Origin of the sequence: Bartonella birtlesii IBS 325, assembly GCF_000273375.1 — a bacterium.
Lineage (GTDB): Bacteria > Pseudomonadota > Alphaproteobacteria > Rhizobiales > Rhizobiaceae > Bartonella > Bartonella birtlesii.
Genome location: NZ_CM001557.1, coordinates 1,760,481 through 1,783,079, shown reverse-complemented (window position 1 = coordinate 1,783,079; position 22,599 = coordinate 1,760,481). Strand labels below are relative to the sequence as shown.

Below are 22,599 nucleotides of genomic sequence, written 5' to 3'. Positions count from 1 at the left end.
GGTAAGGCATAAAAATGGTGCCACGTGTAGCGGTTTTAGGATGCGGTCATTGGGGTGGGAATCATATACGAACACTTCAACGTCTTGGGGCTTTAGCAGCAGTTTCTGATATTGATAGTGATCGTGCTGCAAGTTTTGCAGATATGTACGGCGTTGATGTTATTGCGCCTGATGATCTTTTTACACGTAACGATATTGATGCGCTAGTGTTAGCACTGCCTCCGCAATTTCACACAGAAAATGTTTTGCGCGCTGTTAAAAATGGTAAAGATGTTTTGGTTGAAAAACCAATTGCTTTGAATGTTGCGGATGCTGAACATCAAGTGCAAGTTGCTCGCCAATGTGGACGGATTTTAATGGTGGGGCATATTTTACGCTTTCATCCTGCTTTTGAAAAAATGTGTGCATTGGTAGAACAAGGAGAATTGGGGGAGGTGCGTTATATTTATTCTCACCGGTTAGGCTTTGGAAAATTTCATACACAAAGCGACGCTTTATGGGATCTTGCGCCTCATGATCTCACGATGATTTTGGCTTTGACGGGATGTGAACCTTCTGAGATTCGGGGTGAGGGGGCTGCAGTTATTGGTCAGTGTTCTGATTTTGCTCATATTCATATGACTTTTCCCAATGCTATTCGTAGCCATCTTTTTACTTCACGCTTGTGTCCTTATCGTGAAAGGCGTTTAACTATTGTTGGAACAAAAGCTATGCTGGTTTTTGATGATATGGAACCATGGAATCATAAATTGGCGCTGCATCGTTTTGCTGTTTGGAAGGAGAATCAACAGTGGGGTTTTAGCACCGATACGCCAGATTATATTGATGTGTGTGAAGATTTGCCGCTTACTTGTGAATTGCAGCATTTCCTTCATTGTATTGAAACACGTCAATCACCCCGCACAAATGGTGATGATGCTGTTGCTGTTTTACGGATTTTAACTGCTGCTCATGTCAATTATGAGAGATAAAAGAGATAGGTAGCGCTTTTGCATTATTGTGATAATTAACGGAGTTAATATGCAATTTATCGATCTTGGAGCGCAGCGTGCGCGTATTGAAGACAAAATTAATTCTGCAATTGCGCATGTGGTCGCTAGTGGTCAGTATATTTTGGGACCAAAAGTAACAGAGTTTGAAGAGCGCTTAGCAGAATATCTTGGTGTTAAGCATGTGGTTGCCTGTGCTAATGGAACCGATGCCTTAAAGATGCCTCTTATGGCGAAAGATATCGGCCCAGGAGATGCTGTTTTTTGTCCTAGCTTCACGTTTTCTGCAACTGCTGAAGTTGTCGCTTTGGTGGGAGCAGAACCTGTCTTTGTGGATGTTTTGCCTGATACGTTCAATATTGATGTTGAAAAACTTTGTGAAGCAATCGAAATGATTAAACAAGAGGGACGTCTTAAACCAAAGGCCATTATTGCTGTTGATTTGTTTGGCCTTCCTGCTGATTACGCGAAAATTTCGCAGGTGGCGGCAAAGGAAAATCTTTTTGTCATTGAAGATGCAGCTCAATCGATGGGGGGAAGAAACGGTAATACAATGTGTGGCGCTTTTGGCGATGTGGCTGCAACAAGTTTTTATCCTGCAAAACCATTGGGGTGTTATGGTGATGGAGGCGCTATGATGACCAATGATGATCATTTGGCAGAACTTTTACGTTCAATTCTCTTTCATGGTAAAGGTGAAACTCAATATGATAATATGCGTATTGGTATGAATTCACGTTTAGATACTATTCAAGCTGCAATTTTGCTAGAAAAGTTTGTTATCTTTGAAGAAGAGATGGAAAAGCGTGTAGAAATTGCGCAATATTATTCCGATCATTTGCGAGATATTGTTGCAGTCCCAGAAGTAGGAGAGAATGTTCGTTGTGCTTATGCACAATATACACTTAAAGTGAAAGAACGTGACGGGTTAAAGGACTATTTACAGAATAATTCTATTCCTACGATGATTTATTATAAAACATCATTGCATCAACAGCCCGCTTATAAAAATTTTCCTTATGTAAAAGGCTCTCTTTCTGTTTCGCAATCTTTAGGTTGTCATGTTTTAAGTTTGCCAATGCATCCTTATTTGGAGAAAAATGATCAAGATATGATTATCCAAAAAATAAGGGATTTTTATCGTTCTTGAAGAAATATTTTTACCTTTAAAACTACTGAACAAGAGAGCATTATGAGAGTTGTTTTGTTAAGGGATGTAAAGACTTATTTTATGTTTTTTCGTTTCAAGATTATAATAAGAATGTTTTTGTTAAAGGTGTACAGCCGACCTTTAATAATCTAGCTGTTCTTTTAAGTTGTTTTAAAGGACACTTATGTAAGAGGTGTTTTTTTCGCGTAGGTTATTTTTTGGCAAATACGTGATGCTAAATCGTTTTTGCTTTTGGAATTTTTGACCAATGCGTTGATAGGAGATGCGTCGCCTTCTTCTAGTGCTATTTGAGCAGCTAATGTTGCTGCTAATTCCTTCGTTTCCTCACGCAGTTCATCTAAGAGTTGTTTATTTTCTATAGAGTTTGGATCATTAGTTGAAATTTTTTGTAAACGTTGCTGATAATGTACAATTTTTTCACGCATAGTTTTAATTTCCCTGATGAAATTATTTGTTGCGACAAGATTTTGTTTGGTTGCAATAGCTTCGTTGGAGGAGGTGGGGGCGTTTTGCGTAGAGAGATATAATTGATAAAGCCGTTTTGTTGTTTGACTCAGTCGTATTTTTTGTTGCGCGTATTTTTTTTGTAAAGATTCATATTTTTGTTCATTGTGTGCAAGTTCTACAGCGTGTTGTGCACAGAGAAAATCATAATTTGCTTGTATTTCAGTGAGTGATAACGGAATTTGTGCAGAAACATCCTTATGCGCAAAATAAACAGCTCTACGCCAGATAAGAGGGGCAAAAAGCACTAGTAACCAAGAAGTAGAGGCAACTCCAAGAATAAAAAAAAGAAATGATTGAATAAACATAAATCCCCTTTTCAATAAAACTCCGTTTAAAATGGATTCCATGTTGGTTTGGGCGTTAATTTTAAATATCCTACATTAATACCAAGGCGCGCACCAATACCTGTGCGTATTGGAATAAGTAAGACATTGTGGCGTCTTAAAACATGAAAACCGACACCTGCAATTAAATAGGCCGAACCTGAAAGACCACCATAGCGCCCCCATAAATTATTTATATTATTAAGATCGTAAACTAAAATCATGAGACGGGAACCTTGGCCACCAAAGTCCCATCCTACAGAAGGACCTTGCCAAAAAACCTTATGGTGTCCGTAGATTTTTGTAAAAAGTGTTCCCTCACCATAGGTTAATCCAGCAAAAAAGGCGCCTGAAGCTTCTTCTCCTAAAATATAGGCATTTGGGTATCCATATTGTGAGAAGATATTTTGGATTGCTGCTGCTAAGCCACTAGTCGTTTTTCCAAAAAAAATATGACCAGAATCGATAATTTCTTGCAAAGAATAATGGGGTACATTTCGTTCTATCGGTCGAGATTGAACATTTACAGTGTTTATGGTGACAAATAAAAGGAAAATGAGAGCTATAATATTTTTGTACCAACGTATTAGAAGCAAGAGAGCCATGAAAATTTTCCCTTTTATTAGTTACAAATGAAATTATAATATTAGAATTCTCATTCTATTCAAATAAAAAATAAGATGTAAGATTTTTTAAATTTTCGCATTGTTTCTGAAAAAAATTAGCGTGATTATTAAAGTTTTTTCTCTCTATGCATGAGATGTTAAGAGTTTTGTTTTAAAAGGAAGCTTTTTAAATCTTAGGAGTTCTCAATAACTATGACATGCGCTGTTTCTTTAAAGCCTACAGATCTTGCTGCTTTGCTTTGTAGTCGTATTTGCCATGATTTGATTTCACCTGTTGGGGCTATTCAAAATGCTATGGAGCTTTATGATGAGGGAGGGGCTGAAGAAGATGCTTTGCAATTGGTTCGTTGTTCCGTTGCTAGTGCTTCTGCACGTCTACAATTTGCACGATTAGCGTTTGGTTTTGTAGGGTCTAGCGGGGGACAAATAGATACACGTTCGGCTGAACAAGTGGCCCAACAATATATGAAGGAAGAAAAGGCAATTTTAAAGTGGCAAGCTCCCTCTTTGCTTTTACCAAAAAATGAGGTGAAATTTTTGCTTAATTTGTTATTGATTGCAAACACAACGGTTTCTCGTGGAGGAGAAATTATTGTTATGATTTTGCAGGATGAAAGTAAACGTTCTTTTCGATTTGAAATCAGTGGTAAAACTCTTCGTATTCCGGCTCATTTTACTGCTTTATGTAATGGAGAAATTCAGGAAGAATTGATTGATGCGCATATCATCCAATTTTATTACACGCTGTTACTTGCTCAAATGACAGAGATGAAAATAAATATCAAAGAAACTGAATGTTGTGTTATTTTAGAAAGTACGAAAGAACTTTGAATAAGATAAAAATGCTGAAACCGTATTTGGAAAAGATGGATGAAATGGTCTCTGTAAGTGGTAAGAATATATCCTTAAAAGGGAGGGTTACGTTTTTAAAAATTTTAAACACTCTGTGAAGAGATCTCTAGTATACAAACTTCTTGTAATAGGGAAAAATCTCGGCCCGCTACACTCCGAGATTTTATAAATGTGCATTTTCACAGCTTAAGCGGTTTTACGTACGTCTTCTTCAATTGGATCACGTAACACATAACCACGTCCCCAAACTGTATCAATGTAGTTTACACGAGAAGAGACAGCTTCCAATTTTTTCCGTAGTTTGCAGATAAAAACATCAATAATTTTTAGTTCTGGTTCATCCATTCCACCGTAGAGATGATTGAGAAACATTTCTTTGGTGAGTGTTGTACCTTTGCGTAGAGAGAGAAGTTCTAGCATCTGATATTCCTTACCGGTTAAATGAACAGGATGCCCAGCAACTTCAACGGTTTTTGCGTCAAGATTAACGGTGAGATCACCGGTAACAATAACGGATTGCGCATGTCCTTTCGAGCGACGAACAACTGCATGAATCCGCGCAATAAGTTCATCCTTGTGGAAAGGTTTCGTCATATAATCATCTGCACCAAAGCCAAAACCACGTACCTTATCTTCAATAGCATTCATACCAGAAAGGATAAGAACAGGGGTTTTTATTTTTGCCAACCTTAAAGTCCGTAGGACATCATAGCCTGACATATCGGGCAAATTTAAATCGAGCAAGATGATATCGTAATCATAAAGCTTTCCTAAATCAACTCCTTCTTCACCTAAATCAGTGATATAAACATTAAAGTTTGCTGACTTTAGCATAAGCTCAATGCTTTGAGTCATTGCTTTATCATCTTCAATTAATAATACGCGCATTTTAGATCCCTCACTTTGCTCCTTACGAATCAGAAGAAGCACCTTACATTTTATAGCAGCTGGCAAAACCACTGTTTATAAAATACATTGATGAAATCAAACACTTAAATAATATAAAGTGTTTATGAATATTTCAGTAGTACGCGCAACAATCACCACCGAATTCCCCACTATCCATGAAAGTGGTTAACAAAATATTTTTATTTTGAAAGAGGTTAAAAATTTTTTAAGAAAATAACATATTTTTTAACTTTATAAAGAAATTAAAGCGCTTTTTCCACTAAATTTTAACTTTAAGAAAGTTTTGTAAAAGATTACTTTGGTTTCTTTTTTAAAATTTCATTGTTTGTTTACTGAGCTTTAAACCTCTTTGCTCTATAGTAGAAGTGAAGAGTGAAGAAATAGTTATTTTTTTAAGCAGGTTTTGTTCGTAGGCGCTTTGAGGAAAAACAGAAAATGATAATGGTAAATTTTAAAATGGATTGTTTTTGTCAAAGAAAGTGTAACTAACAGTATATGTATAAGAGTGCGAATGTGAATTTTGAGTTGGCGTAATCAAGGAGTAGTAAGTATGAAGCCACGAGAAAGTATGGTGCGGTTAAGGATGTTTCAAATGCGTGGGAAGCGTCGTGAAATTGCACAGCTTGAGATGATGATTGCAGAATTTGAGCGAATGGTTTTAGAGCTAGAAGCGCAAATTATCCATGAAGAACGTAAATCTGGAAACCATGATGTTCACCATTTTGCATATTCCGCTTTGGCTCGTGCAGCACGGCAAAGACGCGATAATCTTGTAAATTCGATTCGTGATTTGCAGCTTCAAAAAACGAATGCTGAAGTGATTCTTCATGAAATCAATGGAGAGTTGCAACGTGCACAGCTTTTTGAGGTACGGGAAAAGAAAGCATTAACGGATGATAAGAGCGTTTTCATTCAATCTCATTCAATGACTGGTTAATAAAAGCTGTCGTTTAGAGATAAATATTTTGAAATATATATGGGCTAAAGTATAAAAAACAGCCAAACTTTTGTTGAATTTGGCTGTTCTAAAAGTGTTTTAAGCTGTTATCGAATTATTATCATTGGCAATTAGTGCCTGTAATGTTGGATTCTGGTGGTGCGTAATCCGGCTAAACCGTGTTCATCAATTAAACTTTGCCACGAAAGAAATTCTTCTACGGTCAAAGTATAACGTTGGCACGCCTCATCAAGACTTAACAATCCACCTCTGACAGCTGCAACAACTTCAGCTTTGCGACGGATTACCCAACGCCTTGTTGTTTTTGGCGGTAGGTCAGCAATTGTAAGTGGACTTCCATCTGGCCCAATAACATATTTCATTTGTGCTTTTATTAGATTAGACATTACTATTCTCTACCTTGAGTCAAGGATTTGATTCGTTTGTAAAACATGAGATTTAAAAAAGAGCTAAACGGGTTGAAAAAAATTAATAAAATAAGCCTGCAGATAAAATATCCTGCAAAGTTAAGCGTGTAAAATCGTTTTTTACAACGTTTTGGTTCGATTTTTTAAAGAAAAAAGGATTTTGTTTGTGCCTTATTTCCATCACTCTTTTTTGTTTGCAGTCACTTTTAAGTAGAGTAGTGCTATTGGTTGTAGAAAGGGTAAAAAAACAATATAAGAGAATAATGAATAGCATAATAGCAATAAATAGCACTCAGAAGGTCATCAACGAATAGCAATCCACAAATAGAGAATGAATATATGTTTTTGAATAGTCTTGATTTGCCAGGACCACCTGAGAGTTCCCGTATCGTTGTAGCGATGTCGGGGGGAGTTGATTCATCGGTTGTTGCAGGCCTTTTGAAAAAGGAAGGGTATAATGTTATTGGCATTACATTGCAGCTTTATGATCATGGTGCTGCAGTACATCGGGTGGGGGCATGTTGTGCTGGACAAGATATTGAAGATGCGCGCCGTGTCGCAGAAACATTAGGAATACCTCATTATGTTCTTGACTATGAAAAGCGATTTCGTGAAGCTGTGATTGATCCTTTTGCAGAAAGTTATGCACATGGTGAGACGCCTGTACCATGTGTCGCGTGCAATCAGACTGTAAAGTTTGCTGATTTATTAGTGACTGCGCGCCAGTTAGGTGCGGATGCTTTAGCAACGGGGCATTATATTCGTTCACGTTCTCATGGGGCACATCGGGCACTTTTTCGTCCTTTGGACGCTGATCGTGATCAGAGTTATTTTCTTTTTGCAACAACACAGGAGCAGATTGATTATTTGCGTTTTCCCCTTGGAGATCTTCCAAAAATGCGTGTTCGTGAAATAGCGGCAGAAATGGGCTTTGTAGTTGCTAATAAGCATGATAGCCAAGATATTTGTTTTGTTCCACAAGGAAAATATTCTGATGTTATCGCAAAACTGCGTCCAGAAGCAGCCACTCCTGGGGCTATTGTGCATATTGATGGACAGATTTTAGGAAAACATGCAGGAATTGTTAATTATACTGTTGGGCAACGTCGTGGTATTGGTGTTGCAACAGGAAAAGCGCTTTACGTGGTTTATCTCGATGTGGAAAATGCGCGCGTTATTGTCGGACCACGTGAAATGTTGGAAACGCATAAGCTCTTTTTGCGTGATGTAAATTGGCTGGGTGATGAGTCCTTAGACAGTTTTCCTACCGATGGCATTGAGGTAGCTGTAAAAGTTCGTTCAACACGTCCTCCTCATCTTGCTCGTTTGCATTATCAAGAAGGTGTTTTTTCTGTTGACTTATTAGAACGTGAAAATGCTGTTGCACCAGGACAGGCTTGTGTTCTTTATGATGGAAATCATGATGCGGCACGTGTTCTTGGGGGAGGGTTTGTAAGCCGTTCAGAACGTGCTGCTGATACTGAGGTGATGTTGAAGCGCCTGTTATGCAATCTGAAAACAAAAACTGCTGTTTCTTCCTAATTTACAACAACGATTTTTTATAAATAATAACCTGTGTTATGGATTTTTTTATGGTTTTCGGGAGTGTTTTCTTTAGAAAGTTTATCGAAATCGCTGAAATGGGCAAGTGCAATGCCTGAAGCTGTAGCAACGTTAAGACTGTCGAAACCATAAGCCATAGGAATGCATAAGGTTTCTGTTTTTTGTAATACATGGGTTGGTAACCCATCACCTTCTGTTCCTAAAATAAGCGCTATCCTTTTTTGGGGGTGTGCGTGTTTTAGTGTGTATGGGGCAGAGGGAGAAAGTGCATAGAGATGGAAATCTGCAGCGTTTAGAGTTGCTATAATATCATGAATATCAGCACCTTGCGTGTAAGGTACTTCGAGAGCAGCACCAGCAGAAACTCTGATTGATTTACGGTAAAGCGGATCACATGAGGTTTTATCAATAATAATACCATTACTAGCAAAGGCAGCTGCATTGCGAAAAATGCTCCCCATATTATCATGATTCGAAATACCACATAAAACTAAAATCAAAGCTTTTGTCGGAAGGTCTTGTAAAAAATTTTGTAATGATGGGAGCATTTTGCGTTTTCCGATACCAAGTATACCGCGATGAACGTGAAAACCGATGATATTGTCCATGATGTTCTGCGAAACGCAGTAAATAGGGCATGTAGGTTGTGTTTTTTCTAAAAGGGGCATAAGTCTGGGAAGACGTTCTACCACTATGAGCAGTGAAAGAGCAGAAAATTCTTTCGAATTTAGTAATGCCGATAATATAACTTTACCTTCAGCTATAAATTGGTGTCGTCGTCCAACAAGATCTTTTTCACGGATGTTGTGATAGTCTTTCAAATGTGGATCATCAGTTTCATAGATTGTTGTAATATTTAAATGCATATGGGAGTTTTAATATTTTTTTAAGAAAGATAAAAAATTCCATTATTTTAAAACTTATACTAGAAATCATGTTGACATAATACAACCATTGATATATATCGATAATACCGAGTGCGGTACAATATAGTTGTTTTCGTATCGGGTGCAGGGCCTTAGGTCCCCGCTATTTCCTAAGCTCTGCATGCCCTTAAGTTTTAAGGGAAAAGAATCTGGGTCCCCAATGCCCAGATTCTTTTTTTAGGAAATAATGGTTTCTCTTTTTTATTTCTGAAAAGCATTTTCAAGTTGTTTTCGTAGTTGTATTTTTTGATAGAGTTGAGATGTAAAGTTGCAGTAAAATGCTTAAGCGCTCTTTTTATTGTGTACAATGATGTTGATATATTACGTAATTTTAGTTTTACAAAAAATGGATAACAATAATAGCTGTTTTTTCACTTATGGGAGCAAGTGCTATGAAGTTATTTAAAAATTGATGAGATAATATCGCTTGGTTGTTTAAAAAGCGCTTTTTGTTTGTTGTTGGGCGATATTCACATTCTTTTATTTGCTATGTTGTGTAACAGGGGTGGTACTGAAATGACAAGGCGGGCTGTAAGATTCATTTATGATATTATAAAGCTTCTATGATATTGTGGGACTATTGAGAGTATATCAAAAATACATAAGGGACTATTTCCTTATTTCATAAAGAAGAATGGGCGTGGTTATATGGGTGCCAGAATCAATATACAAAGCTTAACTGTATACTCTATCTTCGTTGCATGTATTGTTTTTGCTTTGAAATATTGGGCATATGATATCACTGGTTCAGTTGCGCTTTATTCTGATGCATTGGAATCAATTGTTAATATACTTGCCTCATTAGCAGCATGGTGGGCTGTAAAAGTTAGTATGAAACCGGCAGATCACAATCACCCTTTTGGGCATCATAAGGCAGAATATTTTTCTGCGATTCTTGAAGGAATCTTGATCATTGTTGCTGCAATTATCATTTTGAGAGAAGCATGGATGGCTCTCTCAACCGTTAAATTATTGCAAAATCCAGGAATATGGCTCGTTATTCATCTTCTTGCCAGTGTTATAAATTGCATGTGGGGCTGGATTTTGATTCATCAGGGAAAAATGCATCGTTCGCCAGCTCTTAAAGCTGATGGAATGCATTTTATCACAGATGTTTTTACCTCACTTGCTATTTTAATTGGTTTGCTTGCTGGTTTCTTCAGTGGCTGGGGGATTTTAGATCCAATTTTAGCAATCATTGTTGCCATCAATATTCTTTTGCAGGGTTGGAAAGTCATTAACAGTGCTATTCAAGGTTTAATGGATGTTGGAGTTAAATTGAATGAAACTGTGCGGATTCGTGAGCTTATTTCTGCAAATGCACATGGTGCACTTGAAGTACATGATCTGCTTACGCGTGTTGCTGGTAGAGTAACTTTTATAGAGTTTCATTTGGTTGTGCCAGCTGTAATGTCGGTTGGAGAAGCCCATAAAATTTGCGATAAAATCGAAGCTGCCCTGCAAAAAGAATTTGATAATGTGCGTATTTCTATTCATGTCGAGCCTGAAGAAGAGGCAAAATTACCTCTAGGCACAACGGTGATTCCTTTTATATGAAAAAATTTCTTAGATTACTTATCAGATGCATACAATATTGTTCTTTGGGGTAGGGTATATTGATGTATCTTAAAAATACAATGGTTTTCTCTTTTTGCTTTACGTTTTGTTTTGTATAAATGAGAACGAAAGAGTAAAGTGAAAAAAATACTCAGAATATAATTTGCCAAGTAAGCTTGTAAAATCACTTAAATGATATGTGTGGAGAGCTTTTTGAAAAGAAATCAATCTGTTATCAGCTTTATGGTTAAGAATCTTTGCTCTCATAGGTGAGGTAGAAGAAAAATTGTTTTTGAAAGAATTATAAAGCAAAATATATTGTCATTTTAGGTTATTTTGATAACTTTTTGATTGTGTTGATAAAGTGTTTAAAGATCAATTATTTCAGTACAGGCTATCTCATTTTTTTGATTGATAAGGCTATGGCGTTGCAGTTGGCAATGCCACTGAGAGCTGTCTCCATCAATGGCAAATAAGTTAAAGCTTGCAGGTGGTTTTTTATCACCAAAAGCTTGTGATGCAGAAGAAATACCAACAATAGGAATTTCCCCCGTGGTTCCTTGAATGGTTATCAGTGTGGAGAGATGGGTATGTCCATGAAGAACGAGTTCACAGCCGTGATGTTTAATAATATTTAGAAAACGCTCAATACCCCATAATTTTTTATGCCAAGAGGCTGCATGATGAAAGGGAGGGTGATGGATTATAACAACACGAAAAAGATTACGTGTTGCTGCTTCATTTAAAAGTTGTGATAAAAATTGCGCTTGTCTATTGCCAAAATAACCGGAAGCAAGAAAAGGTGGTGTCGCAATGGCTGAGGAAGCACCTATAATAGCAACATTATTGCGAATACGCATATAAGGAAAGGGAAGGGCATGTTTTTGAGGGAAATCACCTTCTATCCAAGGTTTGAAAACACTACAGGCTTTTTGAAAAGCTCCACGGACGTAGGCATCATGATTGCCAAATGTTAAAGAAATATTTTGCGGTCTTCCTTGGTTAAGTAACCAATAACGTGCTTGTTCAAATTCTTTATCAAGAGCAAGATTGACAAGATCACCAGAGATGACCAAATGATCTGGATGTATCTTTTTCAAGCTGTTCATTAAAATTTCTAGGACATTTGTTGCCATTTGGTTCTTACGTTTTTTTTGCCAATTAAGATAGCCGGTAAGACGTTTGCCACAAAGTTCAAAGAGAGAAGGTTGCGGTAGTGGTGCAAGATGGACATCCGATATATGGGCAAGGTAAAACATAGTTGTTAGCATAACGTTGAAAATGATTTAGGCAATCAAAAATCGTATAGGACAAGCGGAGGTATTTTGAGGGTAAAAAAAATTGTAAAATGCAAAAAAATTGGTCAAAAAGAGAAAGCTTTTGGGAAATTCATGCTTCATTGGTTTTTGCATGATAAAGGGATGGCATGATATTCTACATTGTTCTTTATCTTATTGGTGTATATTTTGGTAGAATGTACTCCTATTTTAAAATTGTGCCTTAAACTTTAGGGCTTTTTAACGGCTTTCACGGTACCACATGCTGTTCAACAGTAAAAGACAAGCAAGGAGTGCAAAGAAACCAGAAAAGATTGGAAAAGAGGAAGTATTGATTAAACGGGTTTCTGTTGCATCTTTTAGAACAATTGCACGAGGGAGGGGGGATATTGTGTTTGTTTGTGATTGAATCAGCTTGAGTGGAGGAAGATGAATACCTCCTTTTTCTGTATTGTGTAAACGTGCGATATGACCGCCAGTGTGTTTAATAATAGGGGCTAGTTTTTCTTTCGTTGAAATTAAGTCAAACAATTCGAGATTATTATGTATCCCTACAGAAGAGAGCGTTGTTAACTCACCGTTTTTAATGGTAAAAATTCCTGTCTCATCAGTCTTAATTGTTGCTGTAAAAACACCTTCTTGCTTTTTTGTAAGAGTGATATTTTCTTTTTTCTTTGAGGGAAAAGTTATTTCGGCTGGTTCTGGATGTTCTTTGAGTGTTTGGCGACGAATGGTTAAATGATGATGGGCGCTGGTGGCAGTTAATTTTTCTTCTTCAAGTTCTGGTTCTTTCATAAGCCAATGGGCAATGCGGCGATAAAGGGCTGCGTAAGGTCCTCCACCTTCGAAACCTCTTGCCCAAAGCCAACTTTCATCGGAAAGTAACATACCCACACGTCCCTTACCCACGTGGGAAAGAAGTAAAAGTGGTTGTTCATCTGCACCTTTCATGAGAACTGTACCTTTGTGTGCATCTTGAATAGCAATTTGTCGTAGCCAACGTCCCCACTGGGAGGCTGGAAGGTTAAGTGTTGCAAGGTCTTTTGTGACAGGATGGCGTTCACCTTCTTTGGTTAACTTTGGGCGAAAAGGTTTTTCAAGAATAGTACCATTGGGTAATGCAGGTAGGACACTTATTAAAGGGGTTTTGGCGAGTGAGTTTTGTTGGGTAAATTCAGGCCCTGTTACCATTAGCAATGCACCGCCTTTTTGTACATATTGAGCGATATAGTCATAATAGATTAATGGGAGAACAGAAGAATGTTGATAGCCATCAAGGATGATGAGATCAAAATTATCAATCTCTTCAACAAAGAGTTTTCTTGTAGGAAAAACTACAAGAGATAATTGGCTTAAAGGCGTATTATCTGCTTTGTTTGGAGGACGCAAAATCGTAAAGTGAATAAGATCAATATTGGAGTCCCCTTTTAAAAGATCACGCCATGTTCGTTCCCCATTATAAGGGGCACCTGAAATAAGGAGGACGCGTAAATTCTCTCTAATACCTTCAATAATAGCTATGGCGCGGTTGTTCTCAGAACTTAATTCTTCTTTGTAGGCATTCGTGGTAACTTGGATAATATTTTTTTCAGTATGTGGAAGCGTGATGTCAGTTTGAAAAATAATGCCAGGGGTTACAAAATAATGACCAATTTCTTGCCCGTTAATGCTTACAGTAATATTGGCTTGCGATGGTATGGATTCTGGGCGCTGTCCTTTATCTTCTACCAAGATAGAGAGCATTTGTGGTTTATTGACAAGAGCAAAGCGAGGAGGAGAAATAAATTTGACTCGACGGTCAAATTCATCGGATTTTCCCGTTATAAGCGCATTGAGTGGCGCTGTATGGTGCAGCTCTGAAATGTCAGGAATGTCATGAACTTGTCCATCGGTGATAAAAATTGTGCCAGCATAGCGTGACGGTGGGATATCAGAGGTAGCCTGTGTTAAAGCATGAAACAAATTTGTTGAAGGTGCATATTGATTATCAGCAAGTTTCCCAGCATCAATAAAACGTGGTTCAAATTGTGGGTAATGTGCCAATGCCTTTGTAAGTTTTGCGCTTGCCTCATCACTATCATTGGTTCGTGTGCCAAATGTTTGGCTTTGGCTGCGATCAATGACAATGCCTATGGTGCTTTTAAGTGGTTCGCGCTGCTCTTTTATGAACATTGGGTTAAGCAGTGCAAGGATGAGTGAGAGCAATGCCATAAGGCGTAATAAAGATCCTTGATGCTGTGTAATAAGGCTGATTGTGGCAAAAAGGATAGATATCCCTCCTAAGAAAAGAAACCAAGAAAGAGGTAAAAAAGGCTGAAAAGTCAAGGATGTTATCATTGCCTTCTCTCTCTTTTAAAACGTTCTAAAAGTGCTGGAACATGTATTTGATCTGCTTTATAATTGCCTGTAAGCACATAGATAACTATATTTAATCCTGCACGAAATGCCCATAGACGCTGCATGGGATCATTGGGAATAAGCGGGTATTTCCACATACCTTTTTCATCTAGTGCCCAAGCACCGGCAAAGTTATTTCCTGTGATCAGGAGAGAACTTACATTGTCACCAGACCCAAGAGAATTTTTATTGTTTTTATTGCTTGATGCTGCTGCAACCCACAAAGGAGAACCGCGATAAAGTCCCGGAAAATCTGGCATAATATAAAAAGAACGCGCAATCACATGATCCATTGATGCTGGTTCAATGGCAGGAATGTTTAATCCTTTTAAGATGGTTTGTAGTCTTTGCGTTTCTGGGGTAGCATTTCTTTCAAGATTAAGATTGGTGTTTATTTGGTCACGTGTGTCAAATAAAATTGTGCCTCCATGCTTCATAAAGTTGTTTATTTTTTCAAGTCCCTTTTGCGATGGTACGGGAGTATTCGCACCAATGGGCCAATAAATGAGAGGATAGAAGGCAAGCTCATCTTTATCGAGATCAAGTGCTATCACAGAGCTTGGCGAGAGCATTGTACGTTCTGCAATAAATTTGCTTAAGGCTTCTAGACCACTTTTACTTGTTGTATCAATTTCATGATTATTTGTTATAATGTAAGCGAGATGTGTTGCCCCTGCTGCTTGTACTATACTTTCATGAGGGTTTTCTGTGTTTTGTGCGTGAAGGGTTGGAGTCTGTGAAAAGAAGCTCATGAGAGCTATTATAAGGGGGAAAAAAGAAGCATATTGCTGCGACGGGGAAGAAAAAGAGCTCCTCCTATCCATAAAGCTAAAAAATTGTCAAAAGCAAAGAGTAACATGGCTAATCCTAAAAGTGGACCAATAAGATGTTTTTCTTTTGTGTCGTAAGATAAAGGCTTTTTTCTTAAAGAGCGCAATGGTAATTGTTTTATCAAGTGTGATGAAGAATTTAACAAATTAAGTGCATAAAAATTATTTTTTACGCCGTAAAGTCCAGGAGGAGTACGATAGGAAGGAAAAGCTGCGTGTTTTGTATCGAGAATCAGTGGAGTAACATAAGGGGGTGGTGTTTGTAATTGTCCATCGGCGGTTATTGTTCGCCAAGGATTTTGTATAGTTGTTTCTTTTTTTATTTGTGTTGGATTTGTGTTTTCATAGGCACTTACTGTGATCAATTTTTGTAACATTTGTGCAAAAAAGACGGAAAGAGGAAGATTAGACCAGGTGGGATCGGGGGCAATGTGAATAAGAATAAGCGTTCCTTTGCCGCGTTCTGATGCTGTAATAAGGGGGGTTCCATCAGAGAGACTAAGCCATGTTTTTGCAAAAAGATCTGGATTTGGTTCTGCTAGGATTTGGCGTGAAACGGTAATATCTTCTGGAAAGGGAAGATCAGAGAAAAGGCTATTTTTTGCAAATGGTGCAAGTTTTTGCGGTTTTGTCCAAGACATAATACTGCCAAGCGAACGTTTACCAGGACGCAAGGTTACTGGTAGTAGGCTATCATAATGTTCTGTGCTACTCAGATTTTCTCCCGCAAAACGGATCAGCGTTCCTCCTTTATTGACAAAGTCAGAAAGTTTTTTTTCTGCTTTTTTTGATATGTTCACAATATCGCCCATAATAAAAACAGAAGGATTTTGTTTGAGTAAGTTATCAATATCCATTGATAACTCTCTTCCACCAGCTGTTATAAGCTGTGTATGATCCTGTAATGCTTTGATAATGTAGTAAAACGGAGAGAGTAAAGGCTGTGCCATTTCATTGGTATTTGGTGAGAGAAGAGCAACACGGTTTACTCTCTTATGATTGTCCACTAAGAAGATCGCTGCAGCGTGGGCTTGGTTGCTTATTTTTATCCAAGCGATATCATTGCGCAGTTCAAGTGGTACATTAAAAGGAACGAGCGCTGCTATCTCTCCTTCTTGGAAGTTTGTGGTAAATTGACCAAGGAGTTGGTTATTTGCATCGTAAAGCTCCAGCGTGGTTGGAGTGTTACCGTGTGTTGTTGAACGGATAACGCGTGCTGCCATATTGCCATTGTTATTTTCTATGGATGTTATGCCGGTTAGAGGGGAAATATCAGCTATGTACCATAGGAATGTTTCTGGCTTCAATTGTTCAAGAAGTCTAAAAGCTTGATCATCTTCCTTTGTTTGTAAACCATCGCTTAAGTAAGCAATATCGAGAGGTTTTCCTTTGGTTTTTTCAATAAGTCTTTTTATTGCCTGCACACGATTGACAGGCCAAGGGCGGGGTTGCAAATTTCTTAAATGCTGTTTTATGATCTTTGCAGGAAGGGGACCTTGGGAGTCATCATTTTCGGCTGTGGCAAGAAAATAAATGTCTTTCTGGTGTTTTTCTGCTTGAGCAAGAAGGGTTTCGGCAATTGAAATGCGCTTTTTCCACTCTTTTGCAGATGCCCATCCATTATCAATAATGAGGGTAAGTGGTTGAGAGCCGGAAAGTATAATAGGCTGTTGATTCCAAGTGGGGCGTGCTAAAGCGATAATGATGAGCGCCGCTATCGTTAAGCGTAATAACAGTAACCACCAAGGTGTATGCTTTGCTGTTTTTTGTTGGCTGGTTGCTTTTGGTAGGAAACGCAAAGGGGAAAACAGCTCTCTACGTGGGGAGGGAGGTGTTATTCGCAACAACCACCAAATGATTGGCAGGGATAAAAGTCCTAGTAACAAAAAGGGAGAAGCAAAACTCAAAGTGGCCTCCTGACGTGAGAAGGAGATTCTCCTATTTTGTTTGCAAGGTGCAAAATGGTTTCTGTTAATGCTTTATTTGTTGTACTTACATGATAGGTCCATCCTTGGCGTAAACAAAAATTTGCTAATTCTTGTCGCCTTGCTTGGTACAGCTTGCAATAGTGTTCACGAAGATTTTCTGCCTTTCCAAAAATGTACTTTTCTTTTGTTTCGGGATCAAAAAATTCTGTACAACCTTTGTAGGGAAATTTCTCTTCTGCTGGATCAGCAATTTCAATTAAATGTACAGTAACCTGTTTTGTCGACAAAATTGTTAAATGTTGAATAATTTTTTCAGGAGGATCAAGAAAATCGCTTATTATGATAGCATGTGAAAAACGCGTAATTGTTGAAAAATTTGGCAATGGATTTTCATTTTGATGATTTGCCAAAGCGAGCGCCATGCGCTCTATGATATTGGATGCTATGGTAGGAGGCATGAGGTTGGGAATAGCAATATGTTCGCCACTTTGTGCAAGAAGTAATGCCAATGCAAGGGTAAGAATAATAGCATAATCACCTTTAGAGATTTTAGAAAAGCGCGAACAATAATGCATAGATGCACTTTGATCAGGCCAAAGCCAAATTGTTTGTGTCATTTGCCATTCATGTTCGCGTAGGTAAGTATGTTCATCACGTGCCGAGCGACGCCAATCAATGCGCGTAACAGATTCCCCTGCAACATAAGGGCGGAATTGCCAAAAATTTTCTCCGCTTCCACGTTTGCGTTGTCCATGCCATCCGGTGATCAGTGTATTGGCGATCCGATGTGCTTGTAGAAGAAAATACGGCATTTTTGCAGTATCTTCATGCAATTTTCTCGCAAGCAATATAGGAGGGGTTTTTAAAACTTTTTTGCCAATGGCCATTTCTAAATAACGTCTTTCACAAGATTATTGATAATATCTTTTATGGTTATCTCTTCAGCACGGGCAGAAAAATTGAGCGCCATACGGTGTTGTAATACGGGGTAGGCTAACACTTTGATATCGTCAAGTGAGGGCGCTAAGCGCCCATAATAAAGTGCACGGGCACGGGCACAAAGAGAAAGTGCTTGTGATGCCCGTGGCCCAGGGCCCCAAGCAACATAAGTGTTGGCAAGAGTATTGTCTTTGTGAGGGCGCGCTGAACGGACGATTTTTAAAATGGCTTCTACAACATTTTCTGAGATTGGCATTTTCCGAACGATATTTTGGATTTTTTGCAGTTTTTGTGCTGATAAAATCGGTTTTGCATTTTGTTGCTTTTCTTTGGTTGTTTCTAAAATGATACGGCGTTCTGTTGTGAGATCAGGATAATCAATATCAATTTGCATAAAAAAGCGATCCAATTGTGCTTCAGGAAGTGGGTAGGTTCCTTCCTGCTCAAAAGGATTTTGGGTTGCAAGCACATGAAAAGGTTGTGGTAAGTCATAACGGATACCAGCAACGGTGACATGATACTCTTGCATGGCTTGTAAAAGGGCTGATTGCGTGCGTGGAGAGGCACGATTAATTTCATCCGCCATGAGAAGTTGAGTAAAAATAGGTCCTTGAAGATAGCGGAAAGAACGGTTCCCACTTTTATCGGAATCCATAATTTCAGAACCGATAATATCTGATGGCATGAGGTCTGGGGTAAATTGGATGCGCTTTTCATCCAGTCCCAATACTGTTCCTAAAGTTTCTACAAGACGCGTTTTTGCCAGTCCTGGAGCACCGACAAGAAGGGCATGTCCACCAGAAAAAATTGTTATTAAGGCATATTCAATCGCATGATTTTGCCCAAAAATAACTTTGTCAATTTCTGTTTGCAGAATACCCAATTCTTTATGCGTGTTATCAATATCATCAATAATCCCTTGGGCTTCATTATTGGTATTGGCCTTTTTTATAGAATTGGATGGCATATCATGTTGACTCATAATTTTTTCCTTAAGGCATTTGTAGCAAAATCAATAATTTTCTCTGCATGATAATGAATATTTTATGATTTGTAGCAGAAAATGAAAAGAAAAGAAGCGTAATATGCTGTTTTTTATATTCGTATATGTGCAGATTACTCTATTTGGAACAAACAGATTTGTGGTGTAAGGGATGTATGGGGAATATTATTTTCATGAAAATGTTTATTAAAGGCGAAGAAGACGATTTTTGAAAGGTTAAAAGCTTGAGCATAAAACAAAATTTCAAACAGGTTGCGTGGTTGCAACATGATGATATCCAAACACTGCTTCGCATTTTGTCTTTGGAAGGTGAAGAGGCGCGTATTGTGGGGGGAGCAGTGCGTAATCAGTTGTTAGGTCAGCCTATTTGCGATATCGATATTGCGACAACCTGTTTGCCACAGCAGGTTATAGTGCGGGTAGAAAAGGCAGGATTTAAAGCTATTCCTACAGGTGTTGCATTTGGTACAGTCATGGTGGTTTCTCCATCATGTTCTTATGAGGTAACAACGCTTCGTTCTGATGTTGAAACAGATGGTCGTCATGCAAAAGTGGTATTTGGTCGTGATTGGCAAAAAGATGCAGAACGGCGCGATTTTACCATTAATGCACTTTATTGTGATGCTGCTGGATTCCTCTATGATGATGTAGGAGGTTTGAAGGATATTGCTAGCCGTACAGTTCGTTTTATTGGTATTGCAGAAAATCGTATTCGGGAAGATTATTTGCGTATTTTGCGTTTTTTTCGCTTTTTTGCCTGGTATGGTATGGGGCGACCTGATGTACAAGGATTGAAAGCATGCGCTTGTTTAAAAGACGGTCTGCAAAAACTTTCTGCTGAGCGTATTTGGGTAGAGATGAAAAAACTTCTCACAGCTGTAGACCCGACGCGTGCTCTTTTGTGGATGCGACAAAGTGGGATTTTGACACGCATTTTTCCTGAAACAGAAAGGTGGGGTATTGATACAATTCACTCCTTGGTAAAAACAGAACAGGCTCTTGGTTGGAAAGCTGATCCGTTGTTACGGTTAGAAAGTCTTCTTCCTCCTGATCCTATACGTCTGCATGAAATGGCGCGGCGTTTGCGTTTATCCCATAAAGAAACAACGCGGTTAAAGGAGTGGGCGGAGTTGGAAATGATTAACCACAATTGTTCAGATAGTTTTGTGCAGAAACTGATTTATTTTCATGGACGACAGCCGGTTTTAGATCAATTATCTTTGTCTGTGGCGATTACACATGGTGCTGTTTTGGAGGAACGCGAGGCTTTACAAAACTCAGCAAATTATATCAGGCTTTATAAACTTGCTCAAAAGTGGCAGATTCCCACTTTTCCTATTAATGGAAAGGATTTAATGAAAAAAGGTTTTTCTAAAGGAGTGTTGTTGGGCAAAAAGCTTAAAGAGCTAGAGGCGCTGTGGATTGAAAGTGGATTTCTTATGGATCGTCATACATTATTAGAAAAAGTAAATTTATCATAAAGATTTTTGCTAAGATACTTTTTCTTTTTTAGTATAATTGTTTATAACTATTTAGTTGTTGGCAGTAAAAATGGTGCGGTAAGGTATTATTGGTTTCAATGTTTATTCAATTCTACATCATTTTTTCTGATGATTTGTAAAATTTTTCTATAGCTTATTCCAGAAATATAATTGAAAAAGGTCTTATCTTAGAAAGATATGATGATTTCGCTTTGTTTAAAAACAGTTAACTTTGTATAGAATATTGGCATTTTAATTAATATATTGAATCTTTTAAGGAGGATTTTTTATTTTATTTATAAAGTTTTATTTATTTTCATAATAACCAATTTGGCGTAGTGCTTCTCCTGTTGTTATGGCGACACTCATGGCAAGATTTAGAGAGCGCGCGTGTGTTTGCATAGGAATTTTCAATGCGTAGTCAACGGCTTCATGAACGTAATAGGGAACTCCTGCCGATTCACGACCAAAAAGTAAGACATCATCTTTTTGATAGCATATTCGCGTATAGCATATTTTTGCTTTTGTACTTAAAAGCAAAAGACGACGGTTCGAATGTCTCATAGTGTTGATAAAATGTTGCCAATCAATATGTTTTTCTAATGAGGCATATTCAAGATAATCCAATCCCGCTCGCTTAAGACTGCGATCCGACAGATTAAAGCCGGCTGGTTCAATAATGTGAACATGTAAACCAAAACAGGCACTAAGACGTAAAATTGTTCCAGTATTACCTGCAATATCAGGTTGAAAAAGTGCAATATGAAGTGTCATATTTTATATAGTATGATTTTTTCTTTGTGTTTGTAAAGAAGCATGGAGAGCTTTTTCAAAAGATATCATTAAGAAGTATGCAGTTTTTGCAATTATGTGTTTTGGATTTTAGAGAGCAATTATATATCCAAATTTATTGTGAGATGCATAGAGTATGAGCCGTAAAAATATTCATAGTTCTCGCGTTTAGAGACGAATGCTGATCATAAAGCAGATTGAATGTAAAATTTAGCCTTATTTGTAAAGCTTAATTGTGGAAGGGGTTTGTGTAAATCGTTTCTTGAGAGACTTTGATGTTGTGTGTATTGGTTAGATGGTAAAATATTAGAATATTGTTTGAGTTGAATGAATGACGTGGTTTTGTAAGGGGGAGGATAAAGTAAGAGCGAGGAATAACTTTGATGATATATTCCTCTTGTGAAATTGTACTTGAGAGCTTGAATAAAAAATTTCAATCTGAAAACGCAAAGAGTAAAAAAGAAAGGATATTGAAAAAAGCAGGGAAAAGAGAAAATTATACAGATGATAAGAAAGTTTTTATAGTTTGGAGATTTCAATGATCGAGGATTGTGTCATAAGAAATGGTATGATAGAAATTATTTTAGTGAATGGGCTCTTTAGTTAAGATAATGAGTGAGCAGACGAGGCGGGATTTTCTGTTTTTGCTGACAGGTGTGACAGGGACTGTTGGGATGGGGATTGTTGCGTGGCCTTTTATCCACCAGTTGCGTCCAGATGGGGCTGTTTTGGCAGCTTCTTCTGTAGAGGTAGATCTTTCTGGTATTGAAGAGGGGATGTCGATAACGGTTAAGTGGCGAGGACAGCCTGTTGTTATCCGTAATCGTACTGCAAAAGAAATCGCTGAAGCGCGCGCTACAAAATTGAGCGTTCTTAAGGATCGTCAGGCACGCAATCCTAATGTTGAAGGTGAAAAAGAAGCAACGGATTTTGCTCGTTCAGCAGGGAAAGGGCGTGAGAATTGGCTTATTCTCATTAATCTTTGTACGCATCTAGGTTGTGTGACACTTGATCAATCAGGGAAATTTGGCGGGTGGCTATGTCCATGTCATGGGTCTGTTTATGATACGGCAGGAAGAGTGCGCTCAGGACCTGCTAACTATAATCTCGCCATTCCACCTTATAAGTTCCTTTCTGATACTTTGTTGAAAATAGGATAAAGTA

The 22,599-nt window shown here is 38.0% G+C and carries 18 protein-coding genes and 1 pseudogene; 8 read left to right on the top strand and 11 right to left on the bottom strand.

Translation table 11 applies throughout. The features are described from left to right. Positions 1–14 precede the first annotated feature (14 nt). Complete coding sequence (locus QWU_RS08530; protein ID WP_006590155.1) at positions 15–971, top strand: Gfo/Idh/MocA family protein; 957 nt, start codon at positions 15–17, stop codon at positions 969–971. A gap of 49 nt (positions 972–1,020) precedes the next feature. Beyond that, positions 1,021–2,139, top strand: coding sequence for a DegT/DnrJ/EryC1/StrS family aminotransferase (locus tag QWU_RS08525; protein WP_006590156.1), 1,119 nt, complete (start codon positions 1,021–1,023; stop codon positions 2,137–2,139). A 182-nt stretch (positions 2,140–2,321) separates the two neighbouring features. Here the strand turns inward: QWU_RS08525 and QWU_RS08520 are convergent, their stop codons facing one another. Both QWU_RS08520 and QWU_RS08515 read right to left on the bottom strand, forming a co-directional pair. After that, the gene (locus QWU_RS08520) at positions 2,322–2,972 is read right to left on the bottom strand and encodes a hypothetical protein (protein ID WP_006590157.1); all 651 of its coding nucleotides are present in this window, start codon (positions 2,970–2,972) and stop codon (positions 2,322–2,324) included. A 26-nt stretch (positions 2,973–2,998) separates the two neighbouring features. Continuing rightward, complete coding sequence (locus QWU_RS08515) at positions 2,999–3,595, bottom strand: DUF1134 domain-containing protein (protein ID WP_006590158.1); 597 nt, start codon at positions 3,593–3,595, stop codon at positions 2,999–3,001. Between the two features lie 213 nt (positions 3,596–3,808). Here QWU_RS08515 and chpT point away from each other — a divergent pair, with 213 nt between their 5' ends. Beyond that, positions 3,809–4,447: a histidine phosphotransferase ChpT gene (chpT, locus tag QWU_RS08510; RefSeq protein WP_006590159.1), complete on the top strand. Its 639-nt coding sequence runs from the start codon at positions 3,809–3,811 to the stop codon at positions 4,445–4,447. Between the two features lie 207 nt (positions 4,448–4,654). Here the strand turns inward: chpT and ctrA are convergent, their stop codons facing one another. Continuing rightward, the gene (gene ctrA / locus QWU_RS08505) at positions 4,655–5,356 is read right to left on the bottom strand and encodes a response regulator transcription factor CtrA (RefSeq protein ID WP_006590160.1); all 702 of its coding nucleotides are present in this window, start codon (positions 5,354–5,356) and stop codon (positions 4,655–4,657) included. Between the two features lie 571 nt (positions 5,357–5,927). Between ctrA and QWU_RS08500 the strand changes: the two genes are divergently transcribed. Further along, on the top strand, positions 5,928–6,314 hold the full coding sequence (locus tag QWU_RS08500; RefSeq protein ID WP_017196592.1) for a hypothetical protein: 387 nt from the start codon (positions 5,928–5,930) through the stop codon (positions 6,312–6,314). 131 nt (positions 6,315–6,445) lie between these two features. Here QWU_RS08500 and sciP read toward each other — a convergent pair whose 3' ends face one another. Continuing rightward, the gene (gene sciP, locus QWU_RS08495; protein ID WP_006590162.1) at positions 6,446–6,721 is read right to left on the bottom strand and encodes a CtrA inhibitor SciP; all 276 of its coding nucleotides are present in this window, start codon (positions 6,719–6,721) and stop codon (positions 6,446–6,448) included. 360 nt (positions 6,722–7,081) lie between these two features. Between sciP and mnmA the strand changes: the two genes are divergently transcribed. Next, a complete protein-coding gene (gene mnmA / locus QWU_RS08490) occupies positions 7,082–8,284 on the top strand; it encodes a tRNA 2-thiouridine(34) synthase MnmA (protein ID WP_017196591.1) in 1,203 nt (400 codons plus the stop codon). Positions 8,285–8,301: 17 nt separating this feature from the next. Here the strand turns inward: mnmA and QWU_RS08485 are convergent, their stop codons facing one another. Next, complete coding sequence (locus QWU_RS08485) at positions 8,302–9,171, bottom strand: TrmH family RNA methyltransferase (RefSeq protein ID WP_017196590.1); 870 nt, start codon at positions 9,169–9,171, stop codon at positions 8,302–8,304. A 708-nt stretch (positions 9,172–9,879) separates the two neighbouring features. Between QWU_RS08485 and QWU_RS08480 the strand changes: the two genes are divergently transcribed. Continuing rightward, complete coding sequence (locus QWU_RS08480) at positions 9,880–10,788, top strand: cation diffusion facilitator family transporter (protein ID WP_006590165.1); 909 nt, start codon at positions 9,880–9,882, stop codon at positions 10,786–10,788. A 368-nt stretch (positions 10,789–11,156) separates the two neighbouring features. Here the strand turns inward: QWU_RS08480 and QWU_RS08475 are convergent, their stop codons facing one another. The 5 genes and pseudogenes from QWU_RS08475 to QWU_RS08450 form a co-directional block, all read right to left on the bottom strand. Further along, a complete protein-coding gene (locus QWU_RS08475; RefSeq protein WP_006590166.1) occupies positions 11,157–12,059 on the bottom strand; it encodes a metallophosphoesterase family protein in 903 nt (300 codons plus the stop codon). Between the two features lie 246 nt (positions 12,060–12,305). Continuing rightward, the gene (locus QWU_RS08465; protein ID WP_006590167.1) at positions 12,306–14,402 is read right to left on the bottom strand and encodes a glutamine amidotransferase; all 2,097 of its coding nucleotides are present in this window, start codon (positions 14,400–14,402) and stop codon (positions 12,306–12,308) included. Then, a pseudogene (locus QWU_RS09510) lies at positions 14,399–17,199 on the bottom strand (DUF4159 domain-containing protein). The gene QWU_RS08465 and the pseudogene QWU_RS09510 overlap by 4 nt, the downstream one beginning before the upstream one ends. Beyond that, on the bottom strand, positions 17,196–18,107 hold the full coding sequence (locus tag QWU_RS08455) for a DUF58 domain-containing protein (protein WP_006590169.1): 912 nt from the start codon (positions 18,105–18,107) through the stop codon (positions 17,196–17,198). Before QWU_RS08455 ends, QWU_RS09510 begins: the two are co-directional and overlap by 4 nt. A gap of 2 nt (positions 18,108–18,109) precedes the next feature. Next, a complete protein-coding gene (locus QWU_RS08450; RefSeq protein WP_006590170.1) occupies positions 18,110–19,141 on the bottom strand; it encodes an AAA family ATPase in 1,032 nt (343 codons plus the stop codon). A gap of 245 nt (positions 19,142–19,386) precedes the next feature. On the opposite strand from QWU_RS08450, the gene QWU_RS08445 reads away from it, so the two are divergent. After that, entirely contained in the window at positions 19,387–20,643 is a 1,257-nt protein-coding gene (locus tag QWU_RS08445) for a CCA tRNA nucleotidyltransferase (protein WP_006590171.1), read from the top strand. Between the two features lie 306 nt (positions 20,644–20,949). On the opposite strand, the gene QWU_RS08440 is transcribed toward QWU_RS08445, so the two are convergent. Next, positions 20,950–21,417 (bottom strand): tRNA (cytidine(34)-2'-O)-methyltransferase, encoded by a 468-nt coding sequence (locus QWU_RS08440; protein WP_006590172.1) that lies wholly within the window; start codon positions 21,415–21,417, stop codon positions 20,950–20,952. A 629-nt stretch (positions 21,418–22,046) separates the two neighbouring features. Between QWU_RS08440 and petA the strand changes: the two genes are divergently transcribed. Continuing rightward, a complete protein-coding gene (gene petA, locus QWU_RS08430) occupies positions 22,047–22,595 on the top strand; it encodes a ubiquinol-cytochrome c reductase iron-sulfur subunit (RefSeq protein WP_026017347.1) in 549 nt (182 codons plus the stop codon). The last annotated feature ends 4 nt before the right edge of the window (positions 22,596–22,599 follow it).